The organism is Streptomyces sp. NPDC003456 (genome assembly GCF_042878735.1).
Lineage (GTDB): Bacteria > Actinomycetota > Actinomycetes > Streptomycetales > Streptomycetaceae > Streptomyces.
In genome coordinates this window covers 459,139-478,704 of sequence record NZ_JBIAOK010000007.1, presented here as the reverse complement: position 1 = coordinate 478,704, position 19,566 = coordinate 459,139, and the positions used below count along the sequence as shown (strand labels likewise).

Genomic DNA, 19,566 nt, shown 5'->3' with positions numbered 1-19,566 from the left:
TTTTGGCACGCTGTTGAGTTCTCAAGGAACGGTCGCTTCCTTTGTACTCACCCTCTCGGGCTTTCCTCCGGGCGCTTCCCTTCGGTCTTGCGTTTTCGACTCTATCAGATCTTCCCGATCCGATTTCCTCGGTGCTTTCCAGGTTTCCGCTCTCGCGGTTTCCTTTCCGGCGGTTCCGACTTTATCAGAAGTTTTTGGCCGGACTGACCGGCCGCTCATTTCCGATTCATCGGGAGAGGCTTCATTGAACTCAGTGATTCAAGAAGCAGACAGATGCTCACTGTGCCGGTCCGGAGCTGAGCCCCACTTCCAGGCAACTGTTCGAATCTACCTCCCCGCAGTCGCCGCGTCAACGGCTCCCGTGGGGCGAAGAGGAGACTAGCAGTTGAACGGACGTACTCGCACATCCGCCGGTGGGCAGGACGATCACGCGGCTGTGGGGACGGTCGCGCTGCGCTCGGCCGCGTCGAGGTCCCCGGTCTCCCCCGCGCGAGCCGCACGACCGCCGAGGACCCAGACGTAGACGAGGAATGCCACTTCGGCGGCGATGCCGATGGTGATGCGTGCCCAGGTCGGCAGGCCGGACGGGGTGACGAAGCCTTCGATGGCCCCGGAGATGAAGAGGACCAGGGCGAGACCGATGGCCATGCCTATGGCGGCGCGGCCCTCTTCGGCCAGTGCGGTGCGCCGGGTACGTAGGCCGGGATCGATGAGGGTCCAGCCGAGGCGCAGCCCGGTGCCGGCGGCCACGAAGACCGCGGTGAGTTCGAGCAGACCGTGCGGGAGCACCAGGCCGAGGAAGGTGTCCAGGCGGCCGGCCGAGGACATGAGACCGACGCCGATGCCCAGGTTGAGCATGTTCTGGAAGAGGATCCACAGGACGGGCAGTCCCAGGAAGATGCCCAGGATGAGGCAGAGGGCCGCCGCCCAGGCGTTGTTCGTCCAGACCTGGGCGGCGAAGCTGGCGGCCGGGTGGCTGGAGTAGTACGTCTCGTACTGGCCGCCGGGGCGGGTGAGCTCGCGGAGTTCGCCGGGGGCCGCGATGGATGCCTGGACCTCCGGGTGGGTGCCGATCCACCAGCCGAGGAGCGCCGCGACGGCTGTGGACAGCAGGGCCGTGGGCACCCACCAGTGCCGTGACTTGTAGACGGCGGCCGGGAAACCGTGGGCCAGGAAGCGGGTGACGTCGCGCCAGGAGGCCCGGCGGGTTCCTGTCACCGCACTGCGCGCGCGTGCCACGAGCTGGCTGAGCCGGCCGGTCAGCTGCGGGTCGGGCGCGCTGGACTGGATCAGGGACAGATGCGTGGCCGCGCGCTGGTAGAGGGTGACGAGTTCGTCCGCCTCCGCGCCGCTGAGGCGGCGGCGCCGGCGGAGCAGGGCTTCGAGGCGGTCCCACTCCGCGCGGTGGGCGGAGACGAAGACGTCGAGGTCCATCGGTGTGCCTGCTCCTCGGCTGTTTCGGTATGCGGCTCTTCGTCGGCGGCTCGTCGTGGATCAAGCTTTTCGTCCTACGGTGCGATGCTCAGCTTGGCAGACTGGGGCTGTCGGGGGCAGGTCCGGGGAAGGGCGGCGGGCGTGAGTGAGCTGGTGACGGGCGAGGCCGTGGCGTTGGAGCTGCGGCCCGCGAGGCTGCCCAGCAGGGCGCTGGCCGTACTGCTCGATCTTGTGGCGGCTGTCGCGGTCTACGTGGCCGTGACCATCGCGATCGTCGCGTCGACGGCCTCGCTGGACGAGGCAGCGCAGACGGCGCTGTCGATCGCGTCGTTCGTCCTGGTGCTGGTCGGTGTGCCGATCGCGGTGGAGACGCTCAGCCACGGGCGGTCCCTCGGGAAGATGGCCTGCGGGCTGCGGGTGGTGCGGGACGACGGGGGTCCCATCCGGTTCCGTCATGCGCTGGTGCGGGGCCTCATCGGCGTGATCGAGATCCTCATGACCTTCGGGGTGGTCGCCTGTACCGCCTCGTTCGTGTCGGCGCGTGGCCGGCGGCTGGGGGACGTGTTCGCGGGGACTCTGGTCGTGCGGGAGCGGCTTCCGGTGACGAGGACCGGGTTCGTGCCGCCACCTCCGCCGTGGCTCGCGGGGCGGTTCGCGGAGCTCGACCTGTCGGCGGTGCCGGACGGGCTGTGGCTCGCGGTCCGGCAGTACCTGACGCGCATGCACCAGCTGGATCCGCAGGTGGGCGGGGCGATGGCTCAGCGGCTGGCGTCGGATCTCGCGGATCGTACGGGGGTGCCGGTGCCGCACGGGGTGCCGGCGGCGGCGTATCTGGCGGCGGTCGTGCAGGAGCGGCAGGTGCGGGAGTCCCGGCGGGCTCTCGGTGGCGGGCCGGCTGCGGGTGTCGCGGCGGCGGGCGGGTCGGGTCGGGAGCCGGCTGCGCACACGCCGCCGGTCGGGCCGGGCGCGGAGTACCCGCCTCACACGCCGGAGGGCCCGCAGGGGCCGGCGCCTGGTGAGCCGGCGCCGTCCGCCGGCACGGCTCGGCCGGGTGCCGAGCCGGCCCGCTCGCGGTCCGGCGGGGCGGCGGAGGACCCGGCGGGCGAGCGGCCCGGTACGGGATTCGTGCCGCCTGCGTAGCGGGTCTCGGTGGCCCTGCCGGTCAGGGGAACACCGACGGCGGTGACTCCAGGTCCTCTAGTTCGATGCCGGGGGCCGCGAGGACGACGTCGCCTGCGAGGTGCACGGCGTGCTGCTCGCCGGTGTCCAGGGCCGTGACCTGGTACTCGTCCACGATCAGGGGGCCGTTGTCAGTGGGGTGTGCTTCGCTTCTCAGCAAGGTCCACGACTGATCGACGGTGCGGGGGGCGAGGACCGGATCCGTGAACGCGACGAGGCGTACGCGGGTGGCTGCCGTGGAGGGGGTGAGGCGCAGGAGCCGGGCGGTGGCGACGAGGAACGCCGGGGAGGTGCCGGTGAAGGCGTGGGCGCGCACATTGCCTTCGGTGGCCTCGGTCCCGGTGGGGTCGGTGCGGACCCAGGTGACGCCGTCGAGGGCGGCGCCGCGTACCTGCCAGGCGGCGGCGTGCAGTTCCAGGCGGAGGGGGCGGCCGAGTTCGTCGAGGGTGAGGTCGACGGAGCCGTGGTCCTGGCCCGACGGGGTGGTGAGCCGGGAGACGTAGCGCCAGCCGGAGGGGCCGGGGGCGCATTGGAAGTGTTCTTCTGCGAGGGGGGTGTGATCGTGCGGATCGTGGAGCGCATAGCGGCCGCGGGGCATGGAGGTCCTGGGTCCTGACGGGCTGGGCCGGTCATCGGCCGGTCGAACCGGGCAGGCCCCCCGGCACGGGGGTGCGGGGGGCCTGCCTCGGAGTGTCGCCTCCGGCCGGAGTGCTGCCGTGTCCCGGTCGCGGGTGGACCGGACTCCCGGTCGCGAGCGGACCGGGAGCGGACGACAGCGGTTCCGCGGCCGGTCAGTAGCGGTAGTGGTCCGGCTTGTACGGGCCCTCGACCTTCACACCGATGTACTCGGCCTGCTCGGGGCGCAGCTCGGTGAGCTTCACGCCGAGCGCGGCCAGGTGCAGGCGGGCGACCTTCTCGTCGAGGTGCTTGGGCAGCACGTAGACACCGGTCGGGTACTCGTCGGGCTTGGTGAACAGCTCGATCTGGGCCAGGGTCTGGTCCGCGAAGGAGTTGGACATCACGAACGAGGGGTGGCCGGTGGCGTTGCCCAGGTTCAGCAGGCGGCCCTCGGACAGCACGATGATCACCTTGCCGTCGGGGAAGGTCCAGGTGTGCACCTGGGGCTTGACCTCGTCCTTGACGATGCCGGGGATCTTCGCGAGGCCGGCCATGTCGATCTCGTTGTCGAAGTGGCCGATGTTCCCGACGATGGCCTGGTGCTTCATCCTGGCCATGTCGGAGGCCATGATGATGTCCTTGTTGCCGGTCGTGGTGATGAAGATGTCGGCCGTCTCGACGACCTCGTCCAGGGTCGTGACCTGGTAGCCGTCCATCGCCGCCTGCAGCGCGCAGATCGGGTCGATCTCGGTGACGATCACCCGGGCGCCCTGGCCGCGCAGGGACTCCGCGCAGCCCTTGCCGACGTCGCCGTAGCCGCACACGACCGCGGTCTTGCCGCCGATCAGCACGTCGGTGGCGCGGTTGATGCCGTCGATCAGGGAGTGGCGGCAGCCGTACTTGTTGTCGAACTTCGACTTGGTGACGGCGTCGTTGACGTTGATCGCCGGGAACAGCAGGACGCCGTCGCGCTGCATCTCGTACAGGCGGTGCACGCCGGTCGTGGTCTCCTCGGTGACACCCCGGATCTCGGAGGACAGCTGGGTCCACTTCTGGGGGTCCTCGCCCAGGGTGCGGGTCAGCAGTTCGAGGATGACGCGGTGCTCGTCGGACTCGGCGGTGTCGGGCGAGGGGACCTTGCCGTCCTTCTCGTACTCGACGCCCTTGTGGACGAGGAGGGTGGCGTCACCGCCGTCGTCCAGGATCATGTTGGGGCCGCCGGTGGGGCTGTCCGGCCAGGTCAGGGCCTGCTCGGTGCACCACCAGTACTCCTCCAGCGTCTCGCCCTTCCAGGCGAAGACGGGGACGCCCTGGGGGTTGTCCACGGTGCCGTTCGGGCCGACGGCGATGGCGGCGGCGGCGTGGTCCTGGGTGGAGAAGATGTTGCAGGAGGCCCAGCGGACCTGCGCGCCGAGGGCGACGAGGGTCTCGATGAGCACGGCGGTCTGCACGGTCATGTGCAGGGAGCCGGTGACGCGGGCGCCGGCCAGGGGCTGCGCCTCGGCGTACTCCTGGCGGATCGCCATCAGGCCGGGCATCTCGTGCTCGGCGAGGGTGATCTCCTTGCGGCCGAACTCGGCCAGGGAGAGGTCGGCGACCTTGAAGTCCTGTCGGTTCTCGACAGTCGTCATTGCGAGCTGCTCCTCGGGTTGGGTCGAGGGTGGGTACGGCTGGTCTGCGCGGCGGCGGACACAGGGGTGCCCGACAGAGGACACAGGCATGCCCGCGTGCGCGCAGCGCAGTCCGTCGGAGGCCCTCTCTCCCTCGGCCGGTCCGCGGTGGGACCGCCCGACCGCCATCAGCAGCGACGTCTGGCTCCGTCCCAAGCTACACCGGGGGCGGGTGCGATCCCCAGTCCGTCCGCGAACACATCGAGCCGATCATGTGAGGGCCCGGGGAACGGGGCGGGGGCTCGGCCGGACCGCGAGGTGGGCGCGGGGTGGCCGCGACCCGGGGTGGTGTGGGCCGCTTGAAGGCGCCGCCGGAGAGGACCGTCGGGAGGCTGCTGCCGGGGCTGCTTCCTGACTGCCGACACCGGCGGGCAGGCGTGGCCGGGGCCGCGACCCGACCGCGGACTGCTCGGGCTGACAGGGGCCGGAGCCTGCCGTTTGATGGCCGCAACCCGGCCTGGCCAGACCCTCGGAACCGACAGGAGTCAGCTGCTCGGGACTCCCGCGGGCGCTGCCGGGAAGCCGTGGCCGGAAAGCTCAGGCGCCTTGCCCAGGAGGACTCGGCAGGACCGGCTGAGCCGGTCGCTGCCCTGGCCTGTGTGAAAGCGCCGCCGGACCGCCGGCCGGCGGCTCGTGACTCATCGAGGCCGCCGCACGGCCCGCAGGCTGGCCGCTGCCTGGGACGCAACGAGGCCGCCGCCAGGACGGCCGGGGGTGTCGGCCCCGGGCAGGCAGCGCGGCAGCGCCGCTGGTCGGCAAGCCCTGTGGGCAGGAGCAGGCACCAATGGTCCGGATGGCCCTGGGAGTATCGGCACCGGGTGGGCCTTGAAAGGCTGCGGGGCCCGCCGGTGGTCGACGAGCCCGCCGGGTAGGAGCAGACCTCGTCAGCGCTCGGGGGGCCGCCGGAATCATCGGGCCCCGGGGGCCATGAAAGGCCGCAGGGCCCGTCGGTGGTCGACGAGCCCCGTGGGGAGGAGCAGGCGGGTCAGTGGTCCGTGGGGTGGGGGGTCGGGCCGCCCGGCGTGGCCTCGGGGTCGGGGCCCTTGGCCGCCTCCGTCTCGCTGTAGACGTCCGGCTCCAGGTAGATCACCCGCGCGATCGGGACGGCCTCGCGGATGCGGGCCTCGGCGGCGTCGATGGCGTGGGCGACCTCGGTGGCCGTGTCGTCGTGCCGGACGGCGATCTTCGCGGCGACGAGGAGCTCCTCGGGGCCGAGGTGCAGCGTGCGCATGTGGATGATGCGGGTGACGGTGTCACCGTCGACGACGGCGGCCTCGATCTTCCGGGTCTCCTCCACGCCGGCGGACTCGCCGAGCAGCAGCGACTTGGTCTCGGCGGCGAGCACCAGGGCGATGAGGATGAGCAGGACGCCGATGCAGAGGGTGCCGATGCCGTCCCAGACGCTGTCGCCGGTGAGCACGGCGAGGCCGACGCCGCCGAGCGCGAGGATCAGGCCGACGAGGGCGCCGAGGTCCTCGAGGAGGACGACCGGGAGTTCGGGGGCCTTGGCGTGGCGGACGAAGTCCTTCCAGGAGCGGCCGCCGCGCAGGGCGTTGGACTCCTTGATCGCGGTGCGGAAGGAGAAGCTCTCCGCGATGATGGCGAAGACCAGGACGCCGACCGGCCAGTACCAGTGGGTCAGTTCGTGCGGGTGCTTGATCTTCTCGTAGCCCTCGTACAGGGCGAACATGCCGCCGAGCGAGAAGAGGACGATGGAGACGAGGAAGGCGTAGATGTAGCGCTCGCGGCCGTAGCCGAAGGGGTGTTGGGGGGTCGCCTCGCGCTTGGCCTTCTTGCCGCCGAGGAGCAGCAGCGCCTGGTTGCCGGAGTCGGCGAGCGAGTGCACGGATTCGGCGAGCATCGACGACGAGCCGCTGAAGAGGAACGCCACGAACTTCGCTACCGCGATCGCGAGGTTGGCGGCCAGTGCCGCCACGATCGCCTTGGTGCCGCCTGACGCGCTCATTGGTTCGCGTTGTCCCTTCGTACGCCGTTCCAGGGCCCGGGCGCCGCGGTGATGCGGCGCCCTCGGCTTTGCCCGTGCTTGACGGTGGGCCATTGTTGCAGCCCGTCGGGGCCGCGGTGGTTCAGGTCACCAGCTCGGGGGGCTTCGAAACGGTCAGACGACGACGGTGGCCCGGAAGAGCGTTCCGGATCCGGACACTTCGGCCTTTTCGCCGGCGGGGACGAAGACGGAGCGGCCCGGGGTCAGGGCGTGCTCGCCCGCGCGGACGGTGCCGGCGGTGCACAGCAGGATCTGCGGGGTCGCGCGGGTGAGGTCGCGGGGGCCGCCGCCTTCGGCGAGGACGTAGCGGGAGAGGCGGAACTCGTCGATGGGCGTCTCGTAGACCTCCTCGCCGTCCGGGGCGGCCTCGGGGCGCAGCACGCCCGGGTCGGCGGCGTGGAAGCGGACGATGCGCAGCAGTTCGGGGACGTCGACGTGCTTGGGCGTCAGGCCGCAGCGCAGGACGTTGTCCGAGTTGGCCATGATCTCGACGCCGAGGCCGTTGAGGTAGGCGTGCGGGACGCCGGCGCCGAGGTAGAGGGCCTCGCCGGGCTGGAGCCGGACGTGGTTGAGCAGCATCGCGGCGATGACGCCGGGGTCGCCCGGGTAGTGGTGGGCGATGTCGGCGTAGGGGGCGTAGGCGCCGCCGAGGCGGGTGCAGGCCGCCGCTGCCTCCTCGACGGTGCGGGTCATCTCCTCGGGGTCGGCGGTGAGGATCGCCGTGAGGACCTCGCGCAGGGCGGCGTCCTCGGGGTGGGCGTGCAGCAGGTCGACGTAGGGCTTGAGGGAGTCGACGCCGAGGTCGTCGAGGAGGGCGGCGGCCTCCAGGGGGGTGCGGAAGCCGCACAGTCCGTCGAACTCGGTGAGCGCGCAGACGAGTTCGGGCTTGTGGTTGGCGTCCTTGTAGTTGCGGTGCGGGGCGTCGGCGGGGATGCCGCGGCGCTCTTCGTCGGCGTAGCCCTCGCGGGCCTGGGCCAGGTCGGGGTGGACCTGGAGGGAGAGCGGGGCTCCGGCGGCGAGGAGCTTCAGCAGGAACGGCAGGCGGGGGCCGAACCGGGCGACGGCGGCGGGGCCGAGTTCCTTCTCGGGGTCGGCGTCGATGACCTCGGCGAGAGTGCCCCGCGCGGTACGCGAGGGTGCGCCCGGGTGGGCGCCCATCCACATCTCCGCCTGCGGTTCGCCGGTCGGTTCGGTGCCGAGCAGCTGCGGGATGGCCGTCGGGGAACCCCAGGCGTAGGGGCGGACGGTGTTGTCGAGGCGGTCCATGGCGTTCTCTCTGCGTGTGCGGGCGTGCGGGCGCGTCAGGACGTCCCCGGCGTCAGGGTGTCCCCCGGCAAGATCAGGCCCTCGAGGCGAGCGCCAGGTAAACCGCGGCGAAATCCGTCATGGCGATCAGTTCCGCGAGGGTCTCCAGTTCGCCGCCCGGCTCGGGTTCGAGTTCGCTGATCGGCGTGTCGTGGCCGAGGGCGAGTTCGCGGGCGGCGGGGGCCGCGGTGAGGCCGCCGATGGGGCGGTCGCGCAGGAGCACCACGCGTGCGTGCAGGGCGGGCGGTTCCTCGACCCGGTCGCGGAAGAAGTCGTCCGGGTCGGCGCTGGCGGCCAGCGGGCCGGCGAGCAGCGCGCTGTGGGCGGCGAGGGCCTCGGGGAGTTCGGCGACCATGGCGGGGGCGCCGGACAGTTCGGCGAGGGCCGCGGCGAAGCGGCGGCCGGCGGGGCCCGCGGAGACGCCCTCGGTCCACACCAGGGGCAGCGCGTCGGCGAGTTCGGCGGCCAGGGTCTTGGCGGGGTTGCTGTAGGTGGCGATGGCCGGGCCGCAGCGTTCGGCGACGCGGTCGAGGCGGTCGGCGACGGCGGCGAGGGCCTCGGGCGGGGCCTCGAGCAGGCCGGTGCGGTGCAGCAGCGCGAGGAGCGGGGTGAGCAGGGCCCACAGCACGCCCGGGGCGGACCCGGCGAACGGCTCGTCCTGGTCGTAGGGCGCGGTCGCCATGGGGATGAACAGGCCGTGCGAGCCGTTGACGGCGTCGGCGAGCGGGGAGCGGCCGGGGGCCACGGCGACGACGGTGCAGCCGCGCCGGTAGGCCTGCTCGGCGAGCAGGGACAGGCCCGGTTCGGTGCCGTCGGGGGTGGTGATCAGCAGCAGGTCGACCGAGCCGGCCCAGCCGGGCAGTTCCCAGCGCAGGGCGCCCGCCGCGGGGGCGACGCCGGTGGGGGCCAGGCGCGTGACGGGGCTGCCGGCGCCGGCGAGCGTGCCGAGGAGGTCGGCGGCGTGCGTGGCGGCGGCGCCCGGTCCGGCGATCAGGACCGCGCGGGGGCGGCCGTCGGGCTTGAGGTCGTTGACGCCCGCCTCGGCGGAGTGGCGGGCCGCCGTGCGCACCCGCGCACCGGCTTCCGCTGCGCCGCGGAGCAGTCCGCGGCGGTCCGCCCGGGCGAGGCCGTCCGGGTTGTCGAGCAGCGATTCGTCGAGCATGGGGCGGCAGCCTCCGATCGCCGGGGTCCGTTGTGGGATGTCGTCCTACGTCGATGCCCGCCGTGCCGGGACGTCATGTGCTCCGCGGACCGCGAAGGCACGCCCCGTCCCCGTCAGGCGGGGCGGCGGGCCTCGTCGACGAGGAGGACGGGGATGCCGTCGCGGACGGGGTAGGCCAGGCCGCAGCTGTCGTCGGTGCAGACCAGCTCGCTGTCCTGCTCCTTGAGCGGGGCATGGCAGGCCGGGCAGGCGAGGATCTCGAGGAGGCCGGATTCGAGGGGCATGGAAGGTTTCCTTCGCGGTGCGGGCGCTTGGGTCGTGCCTGGTCAGGTTACCGCCGCGGGGGCCTCAGCCTCTGATGATCCCCAGGACCTCGTCCCGCACGCGGGCCATCGTCCGCGGGTCCTCGGCCTCGGCGTTGAGCCGGAGCAGGGGCTCGGTGTTGGAGGGGCGGACGTTGAACCACCAGTCGGCGGCGGAGACCGTCAGGCCGTCGAGGTCGTCCAGGGTGACGCCCTCGCGGTCCGTGTACGCGGAGCGGACGGCGGCGAGGCTGGCCTGCTGGTCGGCGACGGTGGAGTTGATCTCACCGGAGCCGGTGTAGCGGTCGTACTCGGCCACCAGGGAGGACAGCGGGGCCTCCTGGCCGCCGAGGGCCGCGAGGACGTGCAGGGCGGCGAGCATGCCGGTGTCGGCGTTCCAGAAGTCGCGGAAGTAGTAGTGGGCGGAGTGCTCGCCGCCGAAGATGGCGCCGGTGCGGGCCATCTCGGCCTTGATGAAGGAGTGGCCCACGCGGGTGCGGACCGGGGTGCCGCCGTGCTCGGCGACGACCTCGGGAACGGACCAGGACGTGATCAGGTTGTGGATGACGATGCCCTCGCCGCCGTTGCGGGCCAGCTCGCGGGAGGCGACCAGGGCGGTGACGGCCGACGGGGAGACGGGCTCGCCGCGCTCGTCGACGACGAAGCAGCGGTCGGCGTCGCCGTCGAAGGCGAGGCCCAGGTCGGCGCCCTCCTCGCGGACCCGCTTCTGCAGGTCGACGAGGTTGGCGGGGTCGAGGGGGTTGGCCTCGTGGTTGGGGAAGGTGCCGTCGAGCTCGAAGTACATCGGCACCAGTGTCAGGGGGAGGCCGGCGAGGACCTCGGGGACCGTGTGCCCGCCCATGCCGTTGCCGGCGTCGACGACGACCTTCAGGGGGCGGATCGAGGTGAGGTCGACCAGGGAGCGCAGGTGGGCCGCGTAGTCGGACAGCGTGTCGCGGGCGCCGACGGTGCCCGTCCGCGCGGCGGCCTGCGGGGCTCCGGACGCGCTCCAGCGCTCGACCAGCGCGCGGATCTCGGCCAGCCCCGTGTCCTGGCCGACGGGGGCGGCGCCCGCACGGCACATCTTGATGCCGTTGTACTGCGCCGGGTTGTGCGAGGCGGTGAACATGGCGCCGGGCAGGTCCAGCGCTCCCGAGGCGTAGTACAGCTGGTCGGTCGAGCACAGGCCGATCTCCGTCACGTCGGCGCCCTGCGCCGCGGCCCCGCGTGCGAAGGCCCGGGACAGGCCGGGCGAGGAGGGCCGCATGTCGTGCCCGGTGACGATGGCGCTCGCCCCGGTGACCTGGACGAAGGCCGCTCCGAACAGCTCGGCCAGGGACTCGTCCCACTGGTCGGGGACGACCCCGCGTACGTCGTACGCCTTGACGACCTGCGACAGATCAGCAGCCACGCCCCGCCTCTTCCTGGAAAGTCCTATCGGGCGGTCCAACCTACCCGCACCGCCCGCGGGCCCGCCGGGCGGTCGCCGAGTGGAAGCACAGCCGTAACCTCAGGTCAGCGCGGCGCCCGGGCCCGCACGCCCCGGCCTGTCACGCTCGGGCACCTCACCAGCGGCAGGCCGAGACTCCACGGCAGCAGCTTGCGCAGCAGGTCGTCCTCATACCCGGCCGGGGCCGTGCCTCTGTCGGCCAGGTGCGTGCGGGCGGGTGGGGGAACCGGGGGCGGCCCGATCAGTTGTCGGGCGAGCGGAGGACCCGCAGGTGACCGCGCCGGGCGACCTCCATCGGGTCGGCCCCGCGGCCCCCGCCGCCTGCTCCGGCCGCCCGCTCCTGGGGGCGGGCCGCCTCGCGCACGGCGTTGGCAAGCGCTTCGAGGTCGTCGCCGCTGGGGCGGGCCGGGGCCGAGCCGTCGAGGAGCCGGACGACCTCCCAGCCGCGCGGGGCGGTGAGGCGCTCGGAGTGCTCGGCGCACAGGTCGTAGCAGTGGGGCTCGGCGTAGGTGGCGAGCGGGCCGAGGACCGCGGTCGAGTCGGCGTAGACGTACGTCAGCGTCGCGACGGCGGGACGGCCGCAGGCGGTGCGCGAACAGCGACGTACAGGGCTCACGACGTTGGACGGTACCGCACTCTTGAGCGGGCCGCGACGACTCTCCACCAGGTCACTCCACCGTGTCGTGGCGTGAAACGCCCCACACACCCCTTCGGGTGCACCTTACCGACCGCCCCGCGCGCCCCCGCACCCGGTGTCCGCCAGCCCTGCGAGGGGTCAAGAGTCACCACAAAGAGGTCAATTGACGCGAAGATCCCGGTCGTGTCGCGATGCGGACGTGAACCCAACCTTGGCTTGAACGGTCATGTGACGACATGCCGTGCGGGGCGGCCGGAACCCGTCGCGGCGGCCGTGCGGTGCCGGGCACGCGGGCCCCGCGGGGACTACCCTTCACCAGTGATGGACAAGCCCGTAGCCCCCCGCACCGCCGCCCCCGGGCCCCGCCGCCGTGATCGGCACGGCCGGGGCATGCGCGGTCCGATCGCACCCCCGCAGGTGCCGCTGGCCGCGAGTCGTGCGGAGGCGTTCGCGGATCTGGTGCAGGACTCCGTGGAGCGCCTGGAGCGGCGGTGGCCGCAGCTCGCCGACATCGACTTCCTGGTCCTGGAGGTGCCCCGGCTGGACGGGCCGGGCCAGGCCTGGCACGACGAGGCGGTCCCGCTCGGCGGCACGGTCGCCCCGCGCGAGGGGCGCCCCGCGCGCGTGGTGATCTACCGGCGGCCGGTCGAGATCCGCACCAAGGGGCGCGACGAGCGGGCGGCGCTGGTGCACGAGGTCGTCGTCGAGCAGGTCGCCGAGCTGCTGGGGCTGACACCGGAGACGGTGGACCCGCGCTACGGCGAGGACCAGGGCTGACCCGGCCGGACCGGGCCCGGCCGGACCTCCCCGGCGCGCCCTAGTCCTGGAGCACCGACAGGTCCTGCTCCGCCTCGGGTACCGCGACCGTGCCCCGGTCGTCCGGGAGGGTCTGCACCGTGAAGGCGGGGACGCCGTCCTTCGCGGCCGTCAGCGTGCGGGCGCCGTGGACCGGGCCGCCGGAGACCGGCTCGACGGTGAGCGCGTAGGTGCCCTTCAGACCGCCGGGGAGCGGGGGCTCGATGTCCTGGGTGGTGCCCGCCTTGATCGTGTACGTCTTGGACACCGGGGTGCCGCCCTCGCTGCCCGTGGAGGCGGTGACCTTGACGGTGGCGGCCCTGCCGGGGGCGGTCAGGGACAGGGTGCTGCCCTTGGCCCGGTTGTCCGCGGAGGTCGCGCGCGTGCCCACGGGGCGGGTGGCCGGGATGAACGCCGTCTCCTGCCGGTCCCCCTTGCCGCGCACCACGCGCACGGCCGCCACGACCGGCACCGACTGCTGCGTCGGGGTCAGCACCAGGGAGCCCGCCTCGCCGCGGGTCACGTCGCCCAGGTCGACGGCGGTGGTCATGCCGCCCTTGACGTGCACCGTCTCGTGCCCGGCCGGCGTGATCAGCCCGGACGGGGAGGCGAGGCGCACCTTCAGGTCCGCGTCGGCTTCGCCGGGGGCGAAGGCGACCAGACGCACCTCGGTGGCGTCCTTGGGGATGCCGGGCAGGACGAGGCTGCCGGACGGGTCGGCGGAGGCGGCCAGCCAGTCGCCGCCGATCTTGTCGTCCAGGGCCTGCACGGCGGCGCCGACGCGGCCGCTGCGGACGTTGACGTGCACGGTCAGGTCGGTCCGGCCCGCGTCCGCGAGGGTGGACAGCAGGACCGGTTCGCTGGAGTGCGGTGGGACGGTGATGCCCTCCCCCACCTCGGACTCGATCAGGCCGTCCTTGCCGTAGAGCTCGATGTCGACCACGGCCGCCGAGTCGTCCGGGTTGGTCAGGTGCACGTAGTCGGTGCGGTCGGGGGTCGTGGCGGCGCCCGGGAACCAGAAGTCCGTGTCCGGCGCGGTGCAGGTGACGCCCTGCAGGCCCCGGCCCGTGCCGGCCGCGACCTCCGTCGTCTCCTGGAGGGTCCAGCCGGGGGCGAAACGGCCGTCGGCCGTGCCGACCAGGGCGGGCGCGTCCGAGCCGGAGGTGTCGCCGGTGACGGGCTTGCCGGGCTCCTTGGGAGTCAGCGCGGGCTTGCCGGCGTCGCCCGCGTCCGACGAGCCGCCATTGTCGGCGGCCGGGCCGTCCTCGCCGCCCTTGCCCTTCCCGTCGCCCGCGGCCGAGTCGTCGGCCGGCTTCCCGGCGGCCGCCCGGAGGTCGGCCTTGCCGCCGCTTCCGGTGCCCTCGGTGACGGGGGTGAACGAGGTGTAGGTGGTCTCGGCGATGTCGGACGTGCTGGGCGCGGGGCACAGCAGGCTCGTGCGCTCCACGGGCAGTTGGGCGGCGGGCTTCGCCGGCGTCTCCGTGCCCGTGGCGTCCGGGGCGGACAGGGCGGCGAAGCCGGTGACGGCGGCCAGCGCGGTCGTGCCGGCGATCAGGGACAGGGTCGTGCGGTTCACTGCTGGCTCCCGTCGGGACGCTCACTGCCCGTGCCGTAGGGGTGGTGCTGCTGCGCCGGGTCGTACGGCGTGCCGTAGTCCTGGGTGTAGGCGGGGTCGTAGCCGGCCTGCTCGTAGGGGGCCTGGTCGTACGGGGTCTGGTCGTACGGGGCCTGGTGGTGGGCGGCCTGGTCGTGGCCCGCCTGGGGTGTGCCGTCGTAGGCGTACGGGTCGTACTGGCCGGCCTGGTACGGGTCGGGCTGGTACTGCTGCCCGTAAGCGTCGGCCGGGTAGCCGGTGTTCTGGTACCGGCCGTCGTCGTGGCCCTCGTACGCGTGGTCCGCGTAGGCCGCCGTGTCCCAGCGGCCGTCCTGCTGCGGGGGCACGGTGGCGGGGGGCTGCGGGGGCGTGAACTCCTCCGGTGCGGGCGTCTCCTCGGCCTCGGCCTCCGCCTGGGCGCGCAGCCGGCGGGCGCGGCGGCCCTCCCCGGCGGCGGCCTGGGCCGGGACGACCGGCTCCTCGGGCAGGTCGTCGTCGATGTCGCGGCGCCTGCCCGGCAGGGCGAGCACCACCAGCACGAGGGCCAGCAGCCCCTGCGCCCACCGCCAGGCGGTGTGGCCGATCGGGTGGTCGTGGGTGACGTCCAGCCTGCCGCCGGAGGCGGGGAGTTCGAAGCCCTGCGCCCAGCCGTCGACGGTGGTGGGCTTCAGCGGCCTGCCGTCGAGGGTGGCGGTCCAGCCGTCGGAGGCGGTGTCGGCCAGGCGCAGGACGCGTCCGCCGGCGCCCGCCGGGATCGTCGTGTGGATGTCGACCGGTCCGGCGGTCACGGGCCGGGGGGTGCCGGAGCCCGTGGGGGTGACGATCGTGGCGCGGGCGACCTCTCCCTTGACGTGCCACAGCGCGCCGCCCTCCTGGCGGCTGAGCTGGGCCAGGCCGGGCGTGGCGTCCAGCACGCGGGTGACCTCGCGGGGTGCGCCCTGGTGGACGAGCACGTAGCCGACGGCGAAGTCGCCGAGCTGGCCGGCCTGGTCGGCGCCGGAACCGGCGACGAGGTTGGCGACGACCTTGTCGAGCCTGCCGTTGCCCCCCTGGGAGGCGGCGATCTCGGCGTCGCCGAGGCGGGCGCCGGAGCCGCGGACCAGCGTGAAGCGGACGTGGGCGGTGGAGTCGCTGTCGAGGACGAGGGTGCGGGCCTGGTCGCCGCCCGCGCCGCTCTCGTCGGCGACGAAGGCCGGGACCTGGACGGGGTCGCGCCGCTCCAGGGGCCCGTCGGCGCCGCGGATCATCCAGCCGGCGGCGATGAGCAGCGGCCCGGCGGCGGAGGCGAAGGCGATCAGGACGGCGACCGGCTGGCGCCAGCCGAAGCTCTGCTCGGCCACGCGCGAGCGTGCCCCGTCGGCGCCGAGCGCGGCCGCCGCCAGCAGGGCGATGCCGTAGACCAGGGTTGCGGGGCCGGCCCAGGCCGAGCCGTTGGCCAGGACGGCGAAGACGAAGCCGGTCAGGGCGACCACCCAGGCCGTGCGGATGCCCAATTGGCGTTCCGCGCGCAGCAGGGCGGCCAGCGCGGCGAGCACGATGCCGAGGAGCATGAGGCCGCTGACCGTGCCGGGGCCGCCCGGGCTCGCGCCGAGCAGGTCCGTGGCGGAGGCGGCCGACGCCCCGAACTCCAGGCCGGCCTCCCGGAAGAAGCCGAACGGCAGCAGGGTCAGCGACCAGGGCGCGAGGACCAGCAGGGGGGTGCCGAGCTGGGCGAGGAAGCGCAGCCCGTAGGCCGTGATGTCGGACCGGCGCAGCGCCAGCAGGCCGAGTCCGAGGAGCAGCGCGAGGGGCCACACGACCGGCGTGAACGCCGTGGCGAGGGTCAGCAGCAGCGCGTAGGCCCAGGTGGCCCGCCAACTGCCCCGGGCGCCGCCGCTGTTGGCGAGGCCGCCGGCGGCGGCGCCCGCGCGGGCGAGGAGCGGCAGCAGCACGGCGAGGACGGCGGTGCCGATGCGGCCGCCGGCGAGGGCGCCGGTGGCGGCGGGCAGGAAGGCGTAGACGACGGCCGCCCAGGCGCGCAGCAGCCGGGACTGGACCAGCGGGCGGGAGGCGAAGTAGGCGCTGACACCGGCCAGCGGCACCGAGCAGACGAGCAGGAGCGTGACGGCGAGGCCGGTGGAGCCGAACAGCAGGGAGGCCAGCAGCGCCACCAGCGCGAGGTAGGGCGGCGCGGAGGAGGTGCCTCCGGCGCCCACCGGCTGCCAGGAGTCCAGGTAGCGCGCCCACAGCTCGGAGGAGTCGGCCGGGGCGGGCAGCAGCGCGCCGCCGGCGAGGGCTCCGCCGCCCAGGAGCTGGCGGCAGGCGACCAGGGAGACGAGCAGCAGCACCAGGAACAGCACCGGGCCGGGCTTGCGCGCGACGCGCTTGAGCCGGGCGAACTGCTCGACCTCCAGGAAGTCGGCGTCGTCGCCGCCGGGTCCGGACTCGACGGCCCCGCCGTGCCGCCCGGCGCCCGTGGCGGCCTCGGCATCGGAGCGGCCGACGAGGTCGCCGGCGACCTGCTCGACGGTGGCCCGCACGGTCGCCCCGGGCGGCGGGAACAGCGGCCGCAGCTCGTCCTTGTCGACCTGGGGAGCACCTCGGCCGCGGCGTCCGGCGAGGATCCGCTCGGGCCGCAGCAGCGTGCCCAGCAGGCCGCGGATCTCGTCGACGGCCTGTCCGGGGACCTTGCCGACGACGTAGGCGACGGTCCGCAGCAGCGTGCCCAGCACGATCCGCAGGAGCACCCAGGGGAGCACGGCGGTACGGGAGTTGACCAGGAGCGTGTAGACCGCTCCGGCCTTGTCGACCTTGTGCGGGGAGGCCGCGGTACGGCCGACGCAGTCGACGGTGCGGCGCTCGCGGGAGGCCGCCTCGGCGTGCCGGACGACCGCCTCGGGGGCGATCAGGACGCGGTAGCCGGCGCTGTGGGCGCGCCAGCACAGGTCGACGTCGTCGCGCATGAGGGGCAGGTGGCGGTCGAACCCGCCGAGCTGCTCGAACACGTCGCGGCGGACCAGCATGCCGGCGGTGGAGACCGACAGCACGGGCCGGACGTGGTCGTGCTGGCCCTGGTCCTGCTCGCGGCGGTCCAGGCCGGTCCAGCGGCGGCCGGAGTGGGCGATGGAGACGCCGACCTCCAGCAGCTGGCGCCGGTCGTACCAGCCGCGCAGCTTGGGGCCGACGACGGCGACGTCCTCGCGGCCCAGCTCGTACTCGGTGTCCACGACCCGCAGGAGCTGGGCCAGGGCGTCCGGTTCGGGGGCGCAGTCGTCGTGCAGCAGCCACAGCCACTGGACCGGTTCGCCGTGCGGCAGCTCGGGCAGGTCGTAGGTGTCGTCGCGCCAGGAGCGCGTGACCGGGTCCCAGCCGCTGGGCCGCTTCAGGTACGGCAGTTCGTCCGGGGTGAGGACGGGGGCGGAGCGGTCGCACTCCTCGACGGCCTGGCCGAAGCCGGTGCGGCGGGCCAGGTGCAGCACCCGGTCGGCGCCGAGGGCGTCGGTGACCAGCTGGGCGGACGCGTCGGCGCTGCCGGTGTCGGCGCCGATCGCGTACTGCACGGGGCGCTCCTGGCCGAGCAGCCCGGCGAGCGCGTCGGGCAGCCAGCGGGCACCGTCATGGGAGACGAGGACCGCGGTGACCACATGGCGCGGGAACTCGGGTGTGTGGGCCGGGTCGGACGCGGCTGAGGCAGCGGTGTCGTGAGGAGCTGCCGGGTGGCTGTGCACGGACATCGAGGTACGGGCCCCGGTTCGCTGGACTGCGGTGGACGCCCGCGACCGGTGGGGGCAGCGGGGCGTCTCGGACGAGCGACCACACTATCGGCTGCGCAACAGGGCGGCCCGCCGCCTGTGGACAACCAACGGGCGACGGGCCGTTCGGGAACGGGGGGCGGGTCAGACGGCCGCCTTCTTCAGCCGGCGGCGCTCCCGCTCGGACAGGCCGCCCCAGATGCCGAAGCGCTCGTCGTTGGCGAGGGCGTACTCGAGGCACTCGGAGCGGACCTCGCAGGCGAGGCAGACCTTCTTGGCCTCCCGGGTCGAGCCGCCCTTCTCGGGGAAGAAGGACTCGGGGTCGGTCTGGGCGCACAGGGCGCGCTCCTGCCAGCCGAGTTCCTCGTCCGCGTCGTCGACCAGCAGTTGCTGCACCGTCTCGGTCATGTGCGCCCCTCGTCTGTCTTTCGCGTCCCCGTGATCTAGCCGTTACCGATTCCGGCTGAACAACACGAGTGAAATTACAAGTGTGCTGCTCCGGGCGAGTCAAGCCGAGATCTGCTATTGGGCCCCTTATTCACTCTGCGGAACCAAGCCCTCGCGGAAAGTGTTCAAATCACCATAAAACCTGACACACCGACAAGACCCCGGAGGGCTCCCGCCGTCCGCCGGACCCCTCGCAGATCTCTACGGAGAAGGACGCCCAGTCGTTCGACCTCGTTCCGACGCACACCTCGAAGCGAACGGGATCACATTCGGATCACGAGTCCGCAACGGGGTTTGTGCGCCCGGATGGACGCCATGTGTCCCGGCTGGGGCATGGACAAACCTTTCATCGGAGAGATCGCCCGGATGAGGTGAACCTCATCCCACGTACCGGGTGCCGAGTTGACAGTCAGGGTGTGAACCGGTGTCCTAGTGGGCATGCTCGCGAACTTGGCATCCACCTCGACCCGCACCGCCGGGTCCCTCGGTGCTGCCCGCGTTCGCTGTAGCTGTTGCTGTCGCAGCTGTTGAGCCCAACGCGCTCCGGCTGCCGCCTGGTCACCCACGACCCGGCCGCTGTTCCCTCCGCTCCACCAGGGCACTCCTGTCGCCGCCCGCGATCCGGGCACCGGCGGCGCGACCCCCCACCGACCTCCACTTCCGCCGAGGAACTCCGCACTCCATGAACAGCGACAGCGACCTCCAGATCGCCGGCGACATCCTCGAAGTCCAGCACCTCCTGCAGGCCCCGCGCGAGCACCCGGCCACCGTCGCCGAGTTCGCCGGACTGGCCCGCTCCATCGCCGCCGACCGCTCCCAGTGGGAGCACCTCGTCCGCTACGACGCGACCAGCCGCTGGTACCACCGGCTGCGCACCGGGCCCGGCTACGAGGTGTGGCTGCTGTCCTGGGTGCCCGGGCAGGGCAGCGGGCGGCACGACCACGGCCGCTCCTCGGGTGTGCTGACCGTGCTGCAGGGGGCGCTCACCGAGCGCACGGAACGGGGCACACGCGCCTTGCGGGCGGGCGCCCAGCGCGTGTTCGCACCCGGGTACGTGCACGAGGTGGTGAACGACGCGCTGGAGCCCGCCGTGAGCCTGCACGTGTACCACCCGGGGCTGACGGAGATGCCGATGCACACCGCGCCGCACTGCGAGGCCCGGAGCGTACCGGGCGGCGTGAGCGCCTGACGGCCGCGCGGCCGCCGGGGCCCCGGCGGCCCGGTGACCATGGCCGGC

General features: G+C 73.4%; 15 protein-coding genes. 3 read left to right on the top strand and 12 right to left on the bottom strand.

Translation table 11 applies throughout. The features are described from left to right. Nucleotides 1-426 precede the first annotated feature (426 nt). On the bottom strand, nucleotides 427-1,434 hold the full coding sequence (locus ACFYWG_RS29535) for a stage II sporulation protein M (RefSeq protein ID WP_389204180.1): 1,008 nt from the start codon (nucleotides 1,432-1,434) through the stop codon (nucleotides 427-429). A 141-nt stretch (nucleotides 1,435-1,575) separates the two neighbouring features. Here ACFYWG_RS29535 and ACFYWG_RS29530 point away from each other — a divergent pair, with 141 nt between their 5' ends. Beyond that, nucleotides 1,576-2,574, top strand: coding sequence for an RDD family protein (locus ACFYWG_RS29530; protein WP_383506573.1), 999 nt, complete (start codon nucleotides 1,576-1,578; stop codon nucleotides 2,572-2,574). A gap of 22 nt (nucleotides 2,575-2,596) precedes the next feature. Here the strand turns inward: ACFYWG_RS29530 and ACFYWG_RS29525 are convergent, their stop codons facing one another. The 8 genes from ACFYWG_RS29525 to ACFYWG_RS29490 all read right to left on the bottom strand — a co-directional run bounded on the left by ACFYWG_RS29525 (nucleotide 2,597) and on the right by ACFYWG_RS29490 (nucleotide 11,789). Then, a complete protein-coding gene (locus tag ACFYWG_RS29525) occupies nucleotides 2,597-3,211 on the bottom strand; it encodes a hypothetical protein (protein WP_376332671.1) in 615 nt (204 codons plus the stop codon). Between the two features lie 193 nt (nucleotides 3,212-3,404). After that, nucleotides 3,405-4,862 (bottom strand): adenosylhomocysteinase, encoded by a 1,458-nt coding sequence (ahcY, locus tag ACFYWG_RS29520; RefSeq protein WP_383506569.1) that lies wholly within the window; start codon nucleotides 4,860-4,862, stop codon nucleotides 3,405-3,407. 1,024 nt (nucleotides 4,863-5,886) lie between these two features. Next, nucleotides 5,887-6,867, bottom strand: coding sequence for a cation diffusion facilitator family transporter (locus tag ACFYWG_RS29515; protein WP_389204178.1), 981 nt, complete (start codon nucleotides 6,865-6,867; stop codon nucleotides 5,887-5,889). Between the two features lie 153 nt (nucleotides 6,868-7,020). Then, nucleotides 7,021-8,172: a mannose-6-phosphate isomerase, class I gene (gene manA / locus ACFYWG_RS29510; RefSeq protein WP_383506566.1), complete on the bottom strand. Its 1,152-nt coding sequence runs from the start codon at nucleotides 8,170-8,172 to the stop codon at nucleotides 7,021-7,023. Nucleotides 8,173-8,245: 73 nt separating this feature from the next. After that, a complete protein-coding gene (locus ACFYWG_RS29505; RefSeq protein ID WP_376332677.1) occupies nucleotides 8,246-9,373 on the bottom strand; it encodes an SIS domain-containing protein in 1,128 nt (375 codons plus the stop codon). A gap of 113 nt (nucleotides 9,374-9,486) precedes the next feature. Beyond that, nucleotides 9,487-9,657 carry a Trm112 family protein gene (locus ACFYWG_RS29500; RefSeq protein WP_369194372.1) on the bottom strand — a complete coding sequence of 57 codons (171 nt, stop codon included), beginning with the start codon at nucleotides 9,655-9,657 and terminating at the stop codon, nucleotides 9,487-9,489. Between the two features lie 64 nt (nucleotides 9,658-9,721). Next, nucleotides 9,722-11,086: a phosphomannomutase/phosphoglucomutase gene (locus ACFYWG_RS29495; protein ID WP_389204177.1), complete on the bottom strand. Its 1,365-nt coding sequence runs from the start codon at nucleotides 11,084-11,086 to the stop codon at nucleotides 9,722-9,724. A gap of 280 nt (nucleotides 11,087-11,366) precedes the next feature. Next, nucleotides 11,367-11,789 (bottom strand): DUF3499 domain-containing protein, encoded by a 423-nt coding sequence (locus ACFYWG_RS29490; RefSeq protein ID WP_187826098.1) that lies wholly within the window; start codon nucleotides 11,787-11,789, stop codon nucleotides 11,367-11,369. A 294-nt stretch (nucleotides 11,790-12,083) separates the two neighbouring features. Here ACFYWG_RS29490 and ACFYWG_RS29485 point away from each other — a divergent pair, with 294 nt between their 5' ends. Further along, a complete protein-coding gene (locus ACFYWG_RS29485) occupies nucleotides 12,084-12,539 on the top strand; it encodes a metallopeptidase family protein (protein WP_383506558.1) in 456 nt (151 codons plus the stop codon). A gap of 40 nt (nucleotides 12,540-12,579) precedes the next feature. Here the strand turns inward: ACFYWG_RS29485 and ACFYWG_RS29480 are convergent, their stop codons facing one another. From ACFYWG_RS29480 to ACFYWG_RS29470, 3 genes are all read right to left on the bottom strand, one after another. Then, nucleotides 12,580-14,133: a DUF5719 family protein gene (locus ACFYWG_RS29480; protein ID WP_389204176.1), complete on the bottom strand. Its 1,554-nt coding sequence runs from the start codon at nucleotides 14,131-14,133 to the stop codon at nucleotides 12,580-12,582. Then, the gene (locus ACFYWG_RS29475) at nucleotides 14,130-17,864 is read right to left on the bottom strand and encodes a glycosyltransferase (RefSeq protein ID WP_389204175.1); all 3,735 of its coding nucleotides are present in this window, start codon (nucleotides 17,862-17,864) and stop codon (nucleotides 14,130-14,132) included. Before ACFYWG_RS29475 ends, ACFYWG_RS29480 begins: the two co-directional genes overlap by 4 nt. A 162-nt stretch (nucleotides 17,865-18,026) precedes the next feature. Further along, nucleotides 18,027-18,290 (bottom strand): WhiB family transcriptional regulator, encoded by a 264-nt coding sequence (locus tag ACFYWG_RS29470; protein WP_010034659.1) that lies wholly within the window; start codon nucleotides 18,288-18,290, stop codon nucleotides 18,027-18,029. 721 nt (nucleotides 18,291-19,011) lie between these two features. Between ACFYWG_RS29470 and ACFYWG_RS29465 the strand changes: the two genes are divergently transcribed. Beyond that, on the top strand, nucleotides 19,012-19,518 hold the full coding sequence (locus ACFYWG_RS29465; protein ID WP_376332686.1) for a cysteine dioxygenase family protein: 507 nt from the start codon (nucleotides 19,012-19,014) through the stop codon (nucleotides 19,516-19,518). Nucleotides 19,519-19,566 lie beyond the last annotated feature (48 nt).